Origin of the sequence: Nostoc sp. 'Peltigera membranacea cyanobiont' 210A (assembly GCF_002246015.1) — a bacterium.
Taxonomy (GTDB): domain Bacteria; phylum Cyanobacteriota; class Cyanobacteriia; order Cyanobacteriales; family Nostocaceae; genus Nostoc.
In genome coordinates this window covers 1-14,881 of record NZ_NOLJ01000006.1, presented here as the reverse complement: position 1 = coordinate 14,881, position 14,881 = coordinate 1, and the positions used below count along the sequence as shown (strand labels likewise).

10 protein-coding genes are annotated in these 14,881 nt (G+C 41.2%); 3 read left to right on the top strand and 7 right to left on the bottom strand.

What is annotated here, in order from left to right:
• The first annotated feature begins 53 nt into the window (after positions 1–53).
• Positions 54–4,436 carry a PAS domain S-box protein gene (locus CDG76_RS19165; protein ID WP_094350550.1) on the top strand — a complete coding sequence of 1,461 codons (4,383 nt, stop codon included), beginning with the start codon at positions 54–56 and terminating at the stop codon, positions 4,434–4,436.
• Between the two features lie 737 nt (positions 4,437–5,173).
• On the opposite strand, the gene CDG76_RS19160 is transcribed toward CDG76_RS19165, so the two are convergent.
• The 6 genes from CDG76_RS19160 to CDG76_RS19135 form a co-directional block, all read right to left on the bottom strand.
• Complete coding sequence (locus CDG76_RS19160) at positions 5,174–5,941, bottom strand: phosphatase PAP2 family protein (protein WP_094350549.1); 768 nt, start codon at positions 5,939–5,941, stop codon at positions 5,174–5,176.
• Positions 5,942–5,976: 35 nt separating this feature from the next.
• The gene (locus tag CDG76_RS19155) at positions 5,977–7,218 is read right to left on the bottom strand and encodes a hypothetical protein (RefSeq protein WP_094350548.1); all 1,242 of its coding nucleotides are present in this window, start codon (positions 7,216–7,218) and stop codon (positions 5,977–5,979) included.
• Positions 7,219–7,612: 394 nt separating this feature from the next.
• Positions 7,613–8,347, bottom strand: coding sequence for a glutathione peroxidase (locus CDG76_RS19150; RefSeq protein ID WP_094350547.1), 735 nt, complete (start codon positions 8,345–8,347; stop codon positions 7,613–7,615).
• A gap of 77 nt (positions 8,348–8,424) precedes the next feature.
• Complete coding sequence (locus tag CDG76_RS19145; RefSeq protein WP_094350546.1) at positions 8,425–9,354, bottom strand: alpha/beta fold hydrolase; 930 nt, start codon at positions 9,352–9,354, stop codon at positions 8,425–8,427.
• Between the two features lie 22 nt (positions 9,355–9,376).
• Positions 9,377–10,201, bottom strand: a complete 825-nt coding sequence (locus tag CDG76_RS19140; protein WP_094350545.1) for an SDR family oxidoreductase — start codon at positions 10,199–10,201, stop codon at positions 9,377–9,379.
• Positions 10,202–10,333: 132 nt separating this feature from the next.
• On the bottom strand, positions 10,334–10,819 hold the full coding sequence (locus CDG76_RS19135) for a glutathione peroxidase (protein WP_094350544.1): 486 nt from the start codon (positions 10,817–10,819) through the stop codon (positions 10,334–10,336).
• A 265-nt stretch (positions 10,820–11,084) separates the two neighbouring features.
• Between CDG76_RS19135 and CDG76_RS19130 the strand changes: the two genes are divergently transcribed.
• Both CDG76_RS19130 and CDG76_RS19125 read left to right on the top strand, forming a co-directional pair.
• Positions 11,085–11,405 carry an ammonium transporter gene (locus CDG76_RS19130; protein WP_094350543.1) on the top strand — a complete coding sequence of 107 codons (321 nt, stop codon included), beginning with the start codon at positions 11,085–11,087 and terminating at the stop codon, positions 11,403–11,405.
• Between the two features lie 233 nt (positions 11,406–11,638).
• Entirely contained in the window at positions 11,639–13,192 is a 1,554-nt protein-coding gene (locus CDG76_RS19125) for an ammonium transporter (RefSeq protein ID WP_094350542.1), read from the top strand.
• 754 nt (positions 13,193–13,946) lie between these two features.
• On the opposite strand, the gene CDG76_RS19120 is transcribed toward CDG76_RS19125, so the two are convergent.
• Complete coding sequence (locus CDG76_RS19120) at positions 13,947–14,402, bottom strand: DUF2141 domain-containing protein (RefSeq protein WP_094350541.1); 456 nt, start codon at positions 14,400–14,402, stop codon at positions 13,947–13,949.
• Positions 14,403–14,881: the final 479 nt, after the last annotated feature.

Here is a 14,881-nt window from a genome sequence, read left to right as displayed (position 1 = left end):
GTACTCGAGCGTCCGCAGGAGCGTCATTACGAATTATTTAACAGGAGTCGTTGATGAGTACACAACAGCTAGAGCAAGTAAAGCAATTGCAAGCCATTGTGAACAAGATGGAAGTAACACTTGGTGCGATCGCTGATGCTGTAGTCTGGGTAGGAGAAGACCGACTCATTCAATGGTGCAATTCTCGCTTTGAGTCTCTGGTAAACCAATCTCACGCTACTGTCTGCGGTGGGAAGTTAACTAACTTGCTACCCCTGACACAATTAGGACAACCAGTTGCTTTATCCTGCTATCCTGATGTGCAGATACTCAATGGAGATTATGAAACAACAAATTATCAGTTGCAGCAAGATGAGCAAATAACGCTACAAATTTCCGGTAGCTGTACTGGATTGATTAGCGATCGCTGTGCAATACTGGTAATTCGGGATATCACGCTGACTCAACGCACTCAAGAATCCTTGCAAGAGATTGAGGAGCGATTGCAGACATTAATTAACGCTACACCCGATATTATCTGTTTAAAAGACGGCGAAGGAAAATGGTTGCTGTCAAACCAGGCTAACCTAGAATTTTTAGAGCTACAAGGCGTTGATTATCAAGGCAAAAGAGACTCAGAACTGGCAGAATTTAGTAATTTTTATTACGATGCTTTGCTCAACTGCGATAAAACAGATGAACAAGCTTGGCAATTGGGATGTGTGCATCGGGTAGAAGAAGCTATTCCTCGCCCTGATGGGACAATGAGCAGTTTAGATATGATTAAAGCTCCCCTATTTCACGAAGATGGTAAACGCAAAGCTTTGGTGGTTTTAGGACGGGATCTGAGCGAACGCAAACAAACTCAAGTAGCTTTAGAAAACTCTCTGTCTCTGTTGAGTGCTATCTTTGAATCGATTCAAGACGGTATATTAGTAGTCGATAGCTCAAGTAAGATTGCTAGTTACAATCAAAAGTTCTTAGAAATGTGGTCAATTCCACCAGGACTTTTGACGGAACCAGATCATCCTCAGCGACTAGCATATCTGGCAAATCAGCTAAAAGATCCCGATGGATTTTTGCAACGAGTCCGAGAATTATATTCACAGCCGGAATTAGTTAGTTACGACTGGTTAGAACTAGAAGATGGCAGAGTATTTGAGCGCTACTCTTGTCCTCAGCGCATCGGCGAACAAATTATTGGTAGAGTGTGGAGCTTCCGCGACATCACCCAACGCCAAAGAGCAGAAGCAGCACTGCGACAAAGTGAATTACAATACCGCAGTATTTTTGAAGCAATCAATGATGGACTATTTATTACTGAAATAGAGACTGAAAAAGTCGTCGAAGTTAATCCGGCGGCTTGTCAAATGCACGGTTACTCTTATGAAGAATTTCTCGCTTTATATCCATCTGTTTATATTCATCCAGACTCACATTCTGTTTTTCTAGAGTTTGTCGAGAAAACACGAGCTGGTGAGCAATTTTATGGACAAGCAGTTGATATCTGCAAAGATGGCAGTTTAATAGATGTGGAAGTCAAAGGAACAACCTGCATTTACAATGGCAAGCGACATATTTTAGCAATAGTGCGGGATATTACGGCTCGCAAACGCACCGAGGAGGCTTTACGCCAAAGCGAAGCACAGTACCGCGATTTGGTGCAAACGGCTAACTGTATAATTCTGCGTTGGGATGGCAATGGTGATATTATATTTTTAAATGACTACGGTCAAAGGCTTTTTGGTTTCGATATAGATGAAATTACAGGAAGCAATGTTATCGGTACAATTGTTCCAGAAACCGAAACTTCTGGACGCGATTTGCAGACATTAATGGTTGATATTTGTCAGCAGCCAGAAAACTATCTATTTAACGAAAACGAGAACTTATGTAAAAATGGCGATCGCGTCTGGATAGTCTGGGCGAATAAACCCATTTTAGATGCCCAAGGAAACTTAATCGAAATTCTTTCAGTCGGCACCGATGCCACAGAACGCAAACGCGCCGAAGCAGCCCTCCAAGAAAGTGAGTTAAAATTCCGTAGCATTGTTGAAAATGCCAACGATCTGATATTTGTCCTCTCACCAGAAGGAATTTTTACTTATCACTCACCGAATGTGACTGCAATCATGGGTTACAGCCTAGAGGAAATCGAAGGTCATTCTGTGGTGGAGTTTACCAAGCCTGAAGATTTCGCAATTAGCGCCAGTGCCTTACAAAGGGCGATAACTGGCGAAAAGTTGACTAATATTGAAGTGCGATTGCGCCATCAAGATGGTGGCTGGCGATGGTTCAACTTTAATACTTCCACAATTAACACTCCCAATGGTGAAATTGCGATCGCCGGTGTGGGACGCGATATTACAGAACGCAAACAAGCTGAAGCAGCCTTGCAACGTCGTACTCAAGCCGAAAGTTTAATCAGCAGCATTTCTCGGCAATTTATTGACCAAGATTTAGCAACAGCAATTAATTTTACACTGCGAGCGATCGCTCAATTTATTGATGCTGAACACAGCTGCATTTTTGAATGCTCCCAATATCAACGTGAATTCAACCTGATTCATGAATGGTGTGGCGAAGATGTTGCACCATTGATTGATATTGCCAGAGGTTCGCCTGTGGAAGTTTTCCCCTATTTCTACGAGCCGATTCTCCGTGGTAAGCATCGACAAATCTCTTGTGTGGAAGATTTACCCCTGCATTTACCTGAGCGAAAACTTTTTGAAAGTATGTCGTTTCAGTCTATACTCGCTGTGCCAATGGTTCATGCTGGCAAAGTAGTTGGGTTTGTTGGCGCAGCGATGATTCACTACTCAAAAACCTGGAACCAAGAAGATATTAATCTATTGAAACTGGTAGGTGAAATAATTGCGATCGGTCGAGCTAGATACCAGGCAGAAGAAGCGTTGAGAATTGCCAAAGAAGCCGCCGAAACTGCCAACCGAGCCAAAAGTGCTTTCCTTGCTAACATGAGTCACGAACTCCGCACTCCTCTAAATGCGATTTTGGGTTTTTCCCAATTAATGGAGCGAGACACTAGCCTCAACTCAAACCAGCGTGAATCATTAGCTACCATTAACCGCAGTGGAGAACACTTGCTTAATCTGATTAACGATGTTTTGGAAATGTCCAAAATTGAGGCTGGACAGATCATTTTCAACCCTGAAGACTTCGACCTTTATCTGCTGTTGCAAACATTACAAGAGATGTTCCAAGTGCGGACGCAAGCGAAGCAATTGTTTCTCAGATTTGAAATGGCTCCCAATCTCCCCCGTTACATCCAAACAGATGAAGGTAAACTCCGTCAAGTTCTCATTAATCTTTTGGGTAACGCCGTCAAGTTTACTCAGAGTGGGGGAGTAACGTTGCGGGTGAGGTTGGGGAGTGGGGAGCAGGGAGCAGGGAGCAGGCTTGCCGTGAGCGTAGCCGAACGGGAGCAGGGGGAAAATTCCTCTCCTCTGCCCCCCGCACCCTGCCCCTCTGCCTCTTCCCCATCCTTATTTTTTGAAATTCAAGACACTGGACGGGGAATAGCAGCAGAAGAAATGACTAATCTGTTTCAGCCTTTTGTCCAGACAACCAGCGGTATTCAAACTAAGGAGGGTACTGGATTAGGATTGACTATCAGTCGTCAATTTGTGCGGTTGCTGGGAGGCGATATTCACTTGACGAGTCGCCTTGGGCAAGGAGCTACTTTTAGTTTTGACATTCAAGTGAATTTAGCCGCAGCTTTGAAAACTACACCAAAATTAAATAAGGGACGCGTACTCAAACTGGCAGCAAACCAACCTACTTACCGTATTCTGGTAGTAGATGACCGTAAAGAAAACCGCGATCTCATAGTGCAACTTCTTGGTAGCATTGGTTTTGAAATTGAGGCTGCGAATAATGGACAAGAAGCGATCGCAATTTGGCAAACCTGGCAACCTCATCTAATTTGGATGGATATGCGGATGCCTGTCATAAACGGCTACGATGCAACTAAAGAGATTAGAGCCAGGGAAAAAAATACAACTACAAATTTCCGCACCGTAATTATTGCCCTAACTGCCAGCGCTTTTGAAGAACAACAGGCAAGTATCTTAGCCGCAGGTTGTGACGACTTGGTTCGTAAGCCATTCCGGGAGCAAGTGATTTTTGAAAAAATCGCTGAATATTTGCAAGTACGTTATATCTGTGCAGAAGAAAGCAATGAAGATGGAACAGACAAAAACCTAGAGAATACTCAATCTTCCATCTTGGATCTTCGCTCCGCAATTACCATTATGCCTGCCCAATGGCTAATAGAACTTAATCAGGCAGCCGTTGAAGTCGATGCTGAAAGGATTTTGCAACTAATTGAGCAAATTCCCCAAACTCATTCTGCTTTGACAGAAAAATTGGCAAATTTAGTCCGTAACTTTTGCTTCGATGAAATTATCGACTTAACTGAGGAAAATATCCAATTATGAATAGCAAAACTAAATTCTTGACTTTCAAAGGTGCAAAAATTGGCGACACCGAAGCGCAAATCAAGTCTCTTTACCCAGGACAAATTCAAGTCACACCTCATAAATACGTCTAAAACGGACATTATCTAACTTTCATCCCGAAAGACCGTAGCGATCGCAACTATAGCTACTGGCTAGAAGGCAAAACCAACTACTGTGTAACAATCCAAACAGACCAAGGACGCTACCAATCGATTGTTTACACGGGGGGTCCACAGGATTGTCAGAAGTAGTTACTATCTGGACAAATAATCCATGTCTTAAAAGGTAGCCGAGAAAGCTGAAACCCGTATTCTTTGGTTAAGGCACAATGTCTCAAACGCTGATTGTTTCGTGAATAAGCATCGTCCAGGGGATTGTGCCCTAATGAGTGGATGTTATGTATCGGCTCAATAAACTGGGGTAGCACAGAACATAAAAAGGTTCGCGAGGTATATGCAGCGTTATCAAATATGACACATGACGCAAAAACTTCTTATCTGTGACTGATACCATTTCACGAAATTTGAGTTAAACCAAAAGTAGCAATCACTTGTTTCGTCATCTCCTGGATAACTTTTTTGCTTTGCTCTGGTTTTAATAATCATCTTGCACAAATACAAAATTTGCCCTCAACTCCTTCTCCCAAAATTGCGAGAAGAAGAGCCAATTTCAAAGTCCCTCTCCCTTGGGAGAGGGATTTAGGGTGAGGGCTGAAATTACTCCTCATTTATCGACTTTATTTCTTCAGGGAGTAAAGTAGTTTCATCTTTAGGACGTTCGCCATCTAAGGATTTGGCTATAGTTATATACGGTTTGATAATCAGACTTACACCAATTGTCCAACCTAATGCAACCATCCAACCTGCAAGAATATCACTAGGAAAATGAACTCCTAGATAGAGACGACACCACGCAATTGCGATGATGTATAAGCTGCCAAATATAAGAACCAACCAGCGCCAAGAGGTAGCCCAAGTTAAGAACAGCAAAATTGCTACCAGTGTTACACTCGTCATCGCATGAGCGCTAGGAAATGCAAAACTAGACTCAGGTGCAATGGACTGCCACAATTGTGGACGCACTCGATGCATTAATTGCTTTGCGGTGCGGTTGATGATGACGCTTCCTGCTGAGGCGGTGAGTAAATAAGCTAGCGATCGCCAGCGTTTTTTAAGTAATAATATTAGTGCGATCGCACCCAAAATCAGTATCGCCGTCCAAGGCAACCCAATTGTAGCTAGGGTGACAGCTAAAACATCTAACTGTGGGTTTGTTGTAGAATGAACTGCCAACAGAATCGGTACATCCCACGGAAAACCCGCTTGATTCTCCCATATCCTCACTGTCAGGATTTCAAAAACCTGCAAAGGTAAATAGACTCCGATCAAAAGGAGTAAGAGCGATCGCCAACGAGCAATCAACAGGTTTTTGAGAAAATCAAGCGGCGATTGACTCTCTTTATTAATTTGTTTCTCTTTTTCCATGTCTAAATTTAAAAGGCAATCGATGACTTCACTGATTACAAATTACTGGAAACTTGAGAAGTTCCACAATGTTTACAGTATGACAAATGCTTATAAGTAAGATTATGACAGTTATGGCATTCAATATACTGATAATAACCGCAGTGGGGACAGTAAGTATCAAGATGTCGAATTTTCTTGGCACAATTGACACATCTTGATTTTTGAACTCTGCTAGCTGCTTGGACTTTAGCGTTAAAGACAAATTTTTGAAAAAACTGGATGATTCCAAAACCAATAACTGGAATCAGCAAGATATAAAGATAATTTATCAGGAAAAGTAAACCGCCAAAAATGGCGCTAATTATATCAAATAAAAATTTAAATATTGCACCTACTTGGAGAAATTCAAATATTTTAACGATTAATGGGATAAAAAAGATAACTAGCAAATGCCAGCTAATTAGCGAAACGAGTCCATATCCTCTTCTTTGGGAAAATTTATGAACTAATAAAGCAATGAGAATCAGTGGTAAAAGAAAGAGAGACTGAAAACCAAGTTGAATACTTGGATACCAAAATGATGCCTGCTGATAGCCTTTATCGACTTCTTGGAATCGATTGTTATCTTTAATAAAGGCTATAAAACTAATGCTTTCTGGTTTGGTAAGTAGTTCATTTTTAAGAGTAGAAGTTTCTTGTTTAAGAGTAGAAATTTGGCGATTATTTTCTTCTAATGCCTGTTTAGCTTTTTCAGCACTGACTTGGTTAATTGATTGTTCGCTACTCTGACCTGCAATTTTTTCTAAGAGCGTTGAGTCATACTGAGATTTAATAGTGCTATTGGCTTGTTCCAGTCTACTAATTTTTGCTTGTTTTTGCTCGATAGTTTTGATAATTTGCTGCTTTTCCGAATTCTTAATCTTATCTTTGTAATCGGCATATTGTAAACACGTTTGAGAAACCTTACCCAGATGTCCGGCTTCGGCTTGTTGATAGTTTCCCCGAAAACTAAATTGATTGTTCGTGTAAGATGACAATGAAAGTCTAACAATTTCATAGTCTTTATCTTTAGTAGTTTTTATCCGGTAATTTTGCCACTCTGAATAACATGGATAAGCTTCAGTCGGACTGATATGCCATCTGCTAATATCATCAAGTCCGGTAAAAACATTAATTAAGATAAAAATATCAACTATAATAATGACAATCAAACTGACTTTATTCAGAGGTTCGTTATTGATTGTTCTTGTTCTGCTGAAAAATTGGCTCAAAAGACCACGAATTCTGCTAAACATATTGTATTTTAAATAAATGTAAATTCAATCCGAATCAATTTTATCCGATCGATAGTGAATAGCTGGACAAAAATACATCTACCCATCTGAAGATTTGTTAACTACTAATGAAAAACAAAATCCCCGACAACTTTTACGAAGTCGGGGATTTTGTTTTTCAATTCTGACAAATCAGGCTACGGTCAAAAATATCATGGCTTTCACCTGAAATTGACACAGTTGATGGCTGTGCAACTTTACTTAATACCGCTCGGTTTAAGAATATTCGTAGGTTGGGTTGAGCAATAGCGGAACCCAACAAACCACACCAAATATTGGGTTTTGTTCCTCAACTTAACCTACAATTTTCTATTTTTTAGGCAAAACCTACGCAGTATTGCAATCCTACTCAACCCTATTTAGCAGCGAAGTAGGCTTCTAATGCCTCAGAACCACCAATTAATTTACCATCGATAAACACTTGGGGAACTGTTGTTGCACCTGCAACTGCTTTTAGCGATCGTGTGGTGATATCCTTACCCAGGGTAATTTCTTCGTAGTTGATGCCATGTTCCTTGAGCATTGCCTTAGCACGGGCACAGAAGGGACAACCCACTTTCGCAAACAGGGAAACTACTTCGGGCTTAACTGCTTGGGGGTTGATATATCTGAGCATTGTCTCAGCATCCGATACCTTAAAGGGATCTCCAGGCTCTTCTGGTTCAATAAACATCTGGTTAATTACACCATCTCTCACCAGCATAGAATAGCGCCACGATCGCTTCCCAAATCCCAGGTCTGATTTATCTACCAATAGACCCATGCCTTCAGTAAATTCACCATTACCATCAGGAATTAATGTGATATTTTCTGCCTCTTGATCCTTTGCCCATTCGTTCATCACAAAGGCATCATTGACAGAAATACAGATAATGTCATCGACACCATTTTGTTTGAAAACCGCAGCTAATTCGTTGTAGCCAGGGAGATGAGTGGATGAACAAGTCGGAGTATAAGCACCCGGTAAAGAGAAGACAACTACTGTCTTATTAGCAAATAGCTGATCGGTTGTCACATCCACCCACTCATTAGTATTGCGAGTATGAAAAGTGACATTGGGTACTCGTTGTCCTCGGCGATTGGATAACATAGTTTTGCTTGCCTTTAGTAATCAATTCCAGTCATAACCTATCATGGGAGAACTGGTAAAATGTAACTATCAATCAGCTAAAAGACTTTATTAATGAATGGAGCGATCGCTGCTACAAATTTAGTGGTTGATTCATAGGGTAAAACATTACGCCCGTTTATTTTTATACCTCGACTTTCAGGCAAACAAGCAAGATAGTGAGCCAAGCGTTCATCTGGCGTTTCTTTTTTATTGTCTTGGCTAATACTCGATGTAGTTTCCCCCATAACCGCTAATGTTGGTTGCCCAATAGAGGCAATAAAACTAGTATAATCATCTCGCCAAAACCCTGCTAAAAAAGAAAACACTGCATGGCGGCTAGCAGGATTTTCTGCACCTGTAAGCAATGTATTTAACCACTCTGCATCCACAGCATTTTCAGAAGCAAAGAGTTGACGAATCGAAAAAGAACGCAAAAATTTTGGAGTGCGTGCATAGCGATAAAAAGCACTGCCAAAAGGCGAATCTAAGACATTCCAAAGGAATTTTTCCTGCCATTCTGGTGGTTTATTTGTCATCAAAGCCCACGCTGGCGGCCCAGAAAGCACCAGTCCGGCAATTAAGTTTGATTCCTTTTGGACTAGTTGGATAGCAACTGGTAATAAAGCACCTTGTACTACTAGAATAACAGGTTTTTGGACTACTGTTTGTAAAAAGGATTGCAACTGTTCTGCCCAATCACTAGGAGTGTAAGCTATACGGGGCATTTCACTTTCACCACATCCTAGTAAATCAGGGTTGTAAATTAAATTACGCTGACCTGTACTATACCACTCGCGACAAAATCGCTGCCAAAATCGCCGCGACAATCCCACGCCGATTGGATGAATTAACAGTAAGGGAATGCCCTCAGATGTTGTATTAATTGGTTGATGAACTTCGTAGGCACAACGATAATTCTGCCAACTGTAAAACTGGCTAGGAGATGCTGTTAAATTGGTTGTGTTAGCTACAGCAGATGGTTGCATAATTCCTAGTTTTTAATACTTGCTAAAAAATTATCTGTGGATGAATCAACTCGTATCCAGCTTCTTTGAGCTTTTCATTCGATACCCAAGCATTATATGGGCGAGTACTCTGGATAGATGTATCCCATTCTACTTTGGGTAAATTATGTTTTTCAAATAAGCTATCTAGCAATTCTCGGCTGGTGAGATGTGCATCATCTACCAGATTGTAAATCCCTTGCAAACGACGGTGACGGGCAAATTCTATCGCACCAACAATATCATCTAGATGAACCCAATTTGTGGTATCCTCACCATTGCCCGGACGGGTTGTAGCAGAATATCTACCAAATATTTTCAACAGTTCTCTACCAGTTCCATAAATCCCTCCTAAGCGGAAGATACAAACACGGAGATTTTCGCTAGATGCTGATAGCAACACCTCTTCTGTCTTTCGGAGAATTTGGGCATTTAAATTAGGAGGTGCAAGGGGTGTTTCTTCATCTACCCAGACACCATTTCTGTCACCATATACTGCATAACTACCTGTGTATATTAATTGTTTTACACTCTTAATCTGTTGTAAGCACGAAACTAAAGTTTGGGCAGTTTGTAGGTAAGCTTCTTCATAAACTTCGCTATTTTTTGCCCCAACACTCAAAAGTACAACATCTTGATTATGTAAAACTGATTTTAGACTATCTATGTCATTACCACAGGTAACTACAACTCTTTGAGATACTGATTGTAGAGCAGGGACACGCTCAGGCGAAGTTGTGGTTACACTGACAACAAAATTCATATCTTGCTGCCAATATTGAGCAACTTTATAACCAACATAACCACAACCAATGATTGCAACGTTCATGACAAATTAGACACAAATAAATTAAACTACTCATTGAGACGATTTTCTCAATTAATTGTCTGGAAGTAAATAATTTTAACAGTCCAGAGCTAACAGTCAATCATTAATAGTACAGAACTTCTTACCTAATGACTATTTTGCTAATTCCTTCTCAATTGTGGCAATTATCTCTGGTGAATTTGGCTGGACACTACTATTAAATCGAGCTACCACTTCACCTTGCTTATTAACTAAAAATTTTTCAAAGTTCCAAGCAACAGTTCCCGTTGGCTCAACGGCTTTAGTAAGTCGCTCATAAAGTGGATGCTGCTGTGAGCCTTTGGCATGAACTTTATCGAATAGTTCAAAGCTAACACCATATTTACTCGTGCAGAATTGCACAATTTCTTCATTGCTTCCTGGTTCCTGCGCTCCAAAATCGTTACAAGGGAACCCCAAAATACGTAAACCTGCTTCTCCATACTTTTGGTTCAACTTTTCTAACCCCTCGTATTGAGAAGTATAACCACAGAAGGAAGCCACATTTACAATTAAGAGTACCTGATCGGTGTAGTCGTTTAATTGCTTATCTTCACCGTTGATGGTCTTGACTGCAATATCCGAAATTGTGTTACTCATCTTAAATCTGATTTATAGGGAATATTGCCAAGTTTCCCATATTAAAGGTACTCTAAACCCGGTTTTTTTAAGGAAATTAGGTTTGTTAGCCTTGTTGTAACAATTCGATGTGAGTCATGTAGTTGCAAAACGCTGTATCTTGTATAAATAGCTCGACCAAGCTGCTATCTCAGGATAAGTGTGGGAAATCTGCGTTGCTTTTAATACAAAATTTTGAGTGTAGTGATGAAATGATATACCTTTAAAGTCACAAAGAATTAACTCTTTGTATAAAAAATTAACAATATTCAGAATTATCCAATTTTATAATATCGGAAAATACTTAGCGAGATCGGCGATAATTTTTCAATATACCCGCACAGGTAAGTGGAATAAGGCAGGGTTATTTTTGGGTGGTGGCTTTGATTTATTAGGTATACAGATTTTAGGCGTAGTAGCGATCGCAGTTTTCAACGTCGGCTTTAGCTTTTTGATGTTTGGTGGTCTCAAAGCGCTGGGACACTTATGTGTCATTATTCAAGACAATTTTGAGCAATTTATCAGCCAATTTTTTTCTAAGATTAAAGATGAAGTGAAGAAGACTTGACTATTTCAGAAAATACATCATAAATTTCTTACTAATAACTATAAAAAATATTTACAGATGTGCCAATAGTTTCTTAAACTCCTACTAAGGTTATTTGAGTTTCTGGTTTTTAAACAAGTGGTCTAAAAGAAAAATATCAAAAACCACTGGATTTAACTTCGGACAACAGTTTTTTCTGATTAACCTGTTTTTTCCTTTTTTTAAGGATGGTTTAGAGGATGATGCTCAAATTCATGTACAAACAAAAATCAAAACCAAAAAAGAGGCATTTGTCTGCAAGAAATTACGATATCAATTCACAATCTAACTCTAAAGTCAAGCTATTTAATCTGATTAAGCGACTTTCTCCCAGTTGGCAAGCTTGTTTACCTATCGCTTGTCTGATTGTCTTGGGTTGGGGTTATGCCGCAGTTGCCCAAACTCCAGCCGCAGCGCCAACGACAGCAGAACTCAAAATTGCTATTGACACCCTGTGGGTAGCGATCGCTGCTTTTTTAGTGTTCTTCATGAACGCTGGTTTTTGTATGTTAGAAACTGGCTTCTGTCGCCAGAAAAACGCTGTCAATGTTCTTTCCAAAAACTTGATTGTATTTGCTCTGTCTACCGTTGCCTTTTGGTCAATCGGTTTTGCCTTAATGTTCGGTGATGGCAATGACTTCATTGGATTGAATGGGTTTTTCTTAAAAGGAGTAGATAATAGTCCCGCCACAGCAGACGCTTATAAAGGTATCTTCAGTGCTCTTAATTGGGCTGGTGTACCTTTAGCAGCTAAGTTTTTATTCCAACTAGTGTTTGCTGGAACAGCAGCAACAATCGTTTCTGGTGCAGTAGCCGAACGGATTAAGTTTATTGACTTCCTAATTTTCAGCCTCTTACTTGTAGGCATTGCCTATCCCATTACCGGACATTGGATTTGGGGTGGTGGTTGGCTAGCAGACAGAGGCTTTTGGGATTTTGCCGGTTGTACAGTGGTTCACTCTGTAGGCGGGTGGGCAGCTTTGATGGGAGCAGCATTTCTTGGCCCCCGTCTTGGTAAATATCAAGACAAGCAAGTTGTAGCAATGCCCGGTCACAACATGAGTATTGCTACGTTAGGCTGTTTGATCCTGTGGTTGGGCTGGTTTGGTTTCAACCCCGGTTCTGTAATGGCTGCCGATCCCGGTGCGATCAGTCATATTGCTCTAACCACTAACATGGCTGCTGCTGGTGGTGGAATTGCCGCCACCATCACAGCTTGGTTGTACTTAGGTAAACCAGACCTGTCAATGATTATCAATGGTATTTTGGCTGGCTTGGTTGGGATTACAGCATCTTGTGCTTACGTAGGTGTCGCTAGTTCTTTAGTAATTGGCTTCATTGCTGGAGTACTAGTAGTTTTCTCTGTAACATTCTTTGACAAACTTGGCATTGATGACCCAGTGGGAGCTACCTCAGTTCACTTAGTTTGTGGTATCTGGGGAACCCTAGCAGTTGGTCTATGGTCTGTTGGCCCTGGTGTTTTTACCTGGTATACACTTGGCCCAGAAAAAGGTTTATTTTCAGGTGGTGGCTTTGGACAGTTTGGTGTTCAGTTGCTGGGCGTTGTCTCAGTAGGTGGCATCACTGTTTTACTCAGTAGTATTTTTTGGTTGGCACTAAAAGCGACTTTAGGTATTAGAGTATCCAAAGAAGAGGAATTAGAAGGTTTGGATATCGGCGAACACGGTATGGAAGCCTACAGTGGATTTCTTAAAGAAGGTGATGCAACGGTATTTTCTGATGAACAAAGCTCAATTGGGAGACTTTAGGGTAAATATTTCTTTGGTTCATTCTTTGGCATATTCTTAATATGAGCTATCAAGACACCATTAGTCGATTGAACTGATTCCGTAAAATTCTCTACCCAAGCGGGGAAAAGTAGGGGGTATAGAACCTCCTACTTTTTGTCTGATTAGTGCTTTATCAAGAAAGGCAGGAGGCAGAAGGCAGGAGGCAGGAGGCAGAGGGCAGGAGGCAGGAGGCAGAGGGCAGGAGGCAGGAGGCAGAGGGCAGGAGGCAGGAGGCAGAAGGAAAATTGCCCGACGCTCTTCGGTAGCGTCTCTACGAGACGCTATGCCGTTGGCGTACCCCTATGGGTCGCAGACAAGCCTCTAGTTCCCGTAGCGTCTCCCCTTAAGAGAAAAGAAGGCTTTACGCTGCACTATCTCCCCCCTGCCCCCCAGGGCTGATTCATTCCCCAAAGAGCTTGAAAAATCAAGGGTTCTAGCGATTAAAAATTAGTTATTTTGTTACTAGCGTGCCGATGAAACCAACTATTTTACTGATATTTCAGTGCTTAAATGTTCATCTCTTCGTCACGCTTACTTACAATTTTCTTGCTAACCATCTTGACAAATCCTGTTTGAAATGGAATGAATCAGCCCTGCCTTTACAAGGGAGGATTAAGGGGGGTAAATCCAGGATCGGGGCTTCATTACCAAGATGTGTGTACACCGTAGCCTTATAAAGGAGAGGGAAGCTAGAGACAGGATAAAGTTTTGCATCTTATTTAATCCATGTTCCTTAAAAATATTTCAACTGGATTTGGATATTAGTATCTGGCCCTGCCACTAAAAATACTGCTTCGCTAAATTTGGGCGCTCTTGTACGAATTTCTGGGTTGCTGGAAAATCCAAAACCTTCGCTTGGGATACCAAAAATATTGCTATTGAGAGTGCGGTCATTATTTTGGTCGTGGAAGACAGCAACGGCGTAACTACCTGCTTTCAAATTATCAAAGGTAATTGGTAAGGGATTTTCAGTAATCTTAGTACACTGCTTTTGTAAGACGCGATCGCCATCGCTAGGAAATCCTTCACTGCTAGCAAATATACTCGCACAGACTTGTCCTTTTTGATTCTTCAAGCCATCAATTTCCACGGTGAGTTTGCCGTTAAAATTTGCTTTGGCACTAAATGACCATGCCAAATTTCCCATCGCTGCCAATAGCAGCATACTAACTCTTAAACCTTTAAGCATAAAATTTTCACAAGGTAAAATGCGATCGCTAAATTATTGAAGGAGGCAGGAGGTAGGAGGTAGGAGGCAGGAGGCAGAGGGCAGGAGGCAGGAGGCAGAGGGCAGGAGGCAGGAGGCAGAAGGAAAATTGCCCGACGCTCTTCGGTAGCGTCTCTACGAGACGCTATGCCGTTGGCGTACCCCTATGGGTCGCAGACAAGCCTCTAGTTCCCGTAGCGTCTCCCCTTAAGAGAAAAGAAGGCTTTACGCTGCACTATCTCCCCCCTGCCCCCCAGGGCTGATTCATTCCCCAAAGAGCTTGAAAAATCAAGGGTTCTAGCGATTAAAAATTAGTTATTTTGTTACTAGCGTGCCGATGAAACCAACTATTTTACTGATATTTCAGTGCTTAAATGTTCATCTCTTCGTCACGCTTACTTACAATTTTCTTGCTAACCATCTTGACAAATCCTGTTTGAAATGGAATGAATCAGCCCTGC

Coding starts and splice junctions, on each gene's coding strand:
- CDG76_RS19165 (WP_094350550.1), top strand. CDS start 54: ATGAGTACACAACAGCTAGAGCAAGTAAAGCAATTGCAAGCCATTGTG.
- CDG76_RS19160 (WP_094350549.1), bottom strand. CDS start 5,941: ATGGAAAAAGAGAAACAAATTAATAAAGAGAGTCAATCGCCGCTTGAT.
- CDG76_RS19155 (WP_094350548.1), bottom strand. CDS start 7,218: ATGTTTAGCAGAATTCGTGGTCTTTTGAGCCAATTTTTCAGCAGAACA.
- CDG76_RS19150 (WP_094350547.1), bottom strand. CDS start 8,347: ATGTTATCCAATCGCCGAGGACAACGAGTACCCAATGTCACTTTTCAT.
- CDG76_RS19145 (WP_094350546.1), bottom strand. CDS start 9,354: ATGCAACCATCTGCTGTAGCTAACACAACCAATTTAACAGCATCTCCT.
- CDG76_RS19140 (WP_094350545.1), bottom strand. CDS start 10,201: ATGAACGTTGCAATCATTGGTTGTGGTTATGTTGGTTATAAAGTTGCT.
- CDG76_RS19135 (WP_094350544.1), bottom strand. CDS start 10,819: ATGAGTAACACAATTTCGGATATTGCAGTCAAGACCATCAACGGTGAA.
- CDG76_RS19125 (WP_094350542.1), top strand. CDS start 11,639: ATGTACAAACAAAAATCAAAACCAAAAAAGAGGCATTTGTCTGCAAGA.
- CDG76_RS19120 (WP_094350541.1), bottom strand. CDS start 14,402: ATGCTTAAAGGTTTAAGAGTTAGTATGCTGCTATTGGCAGCGATGGGA.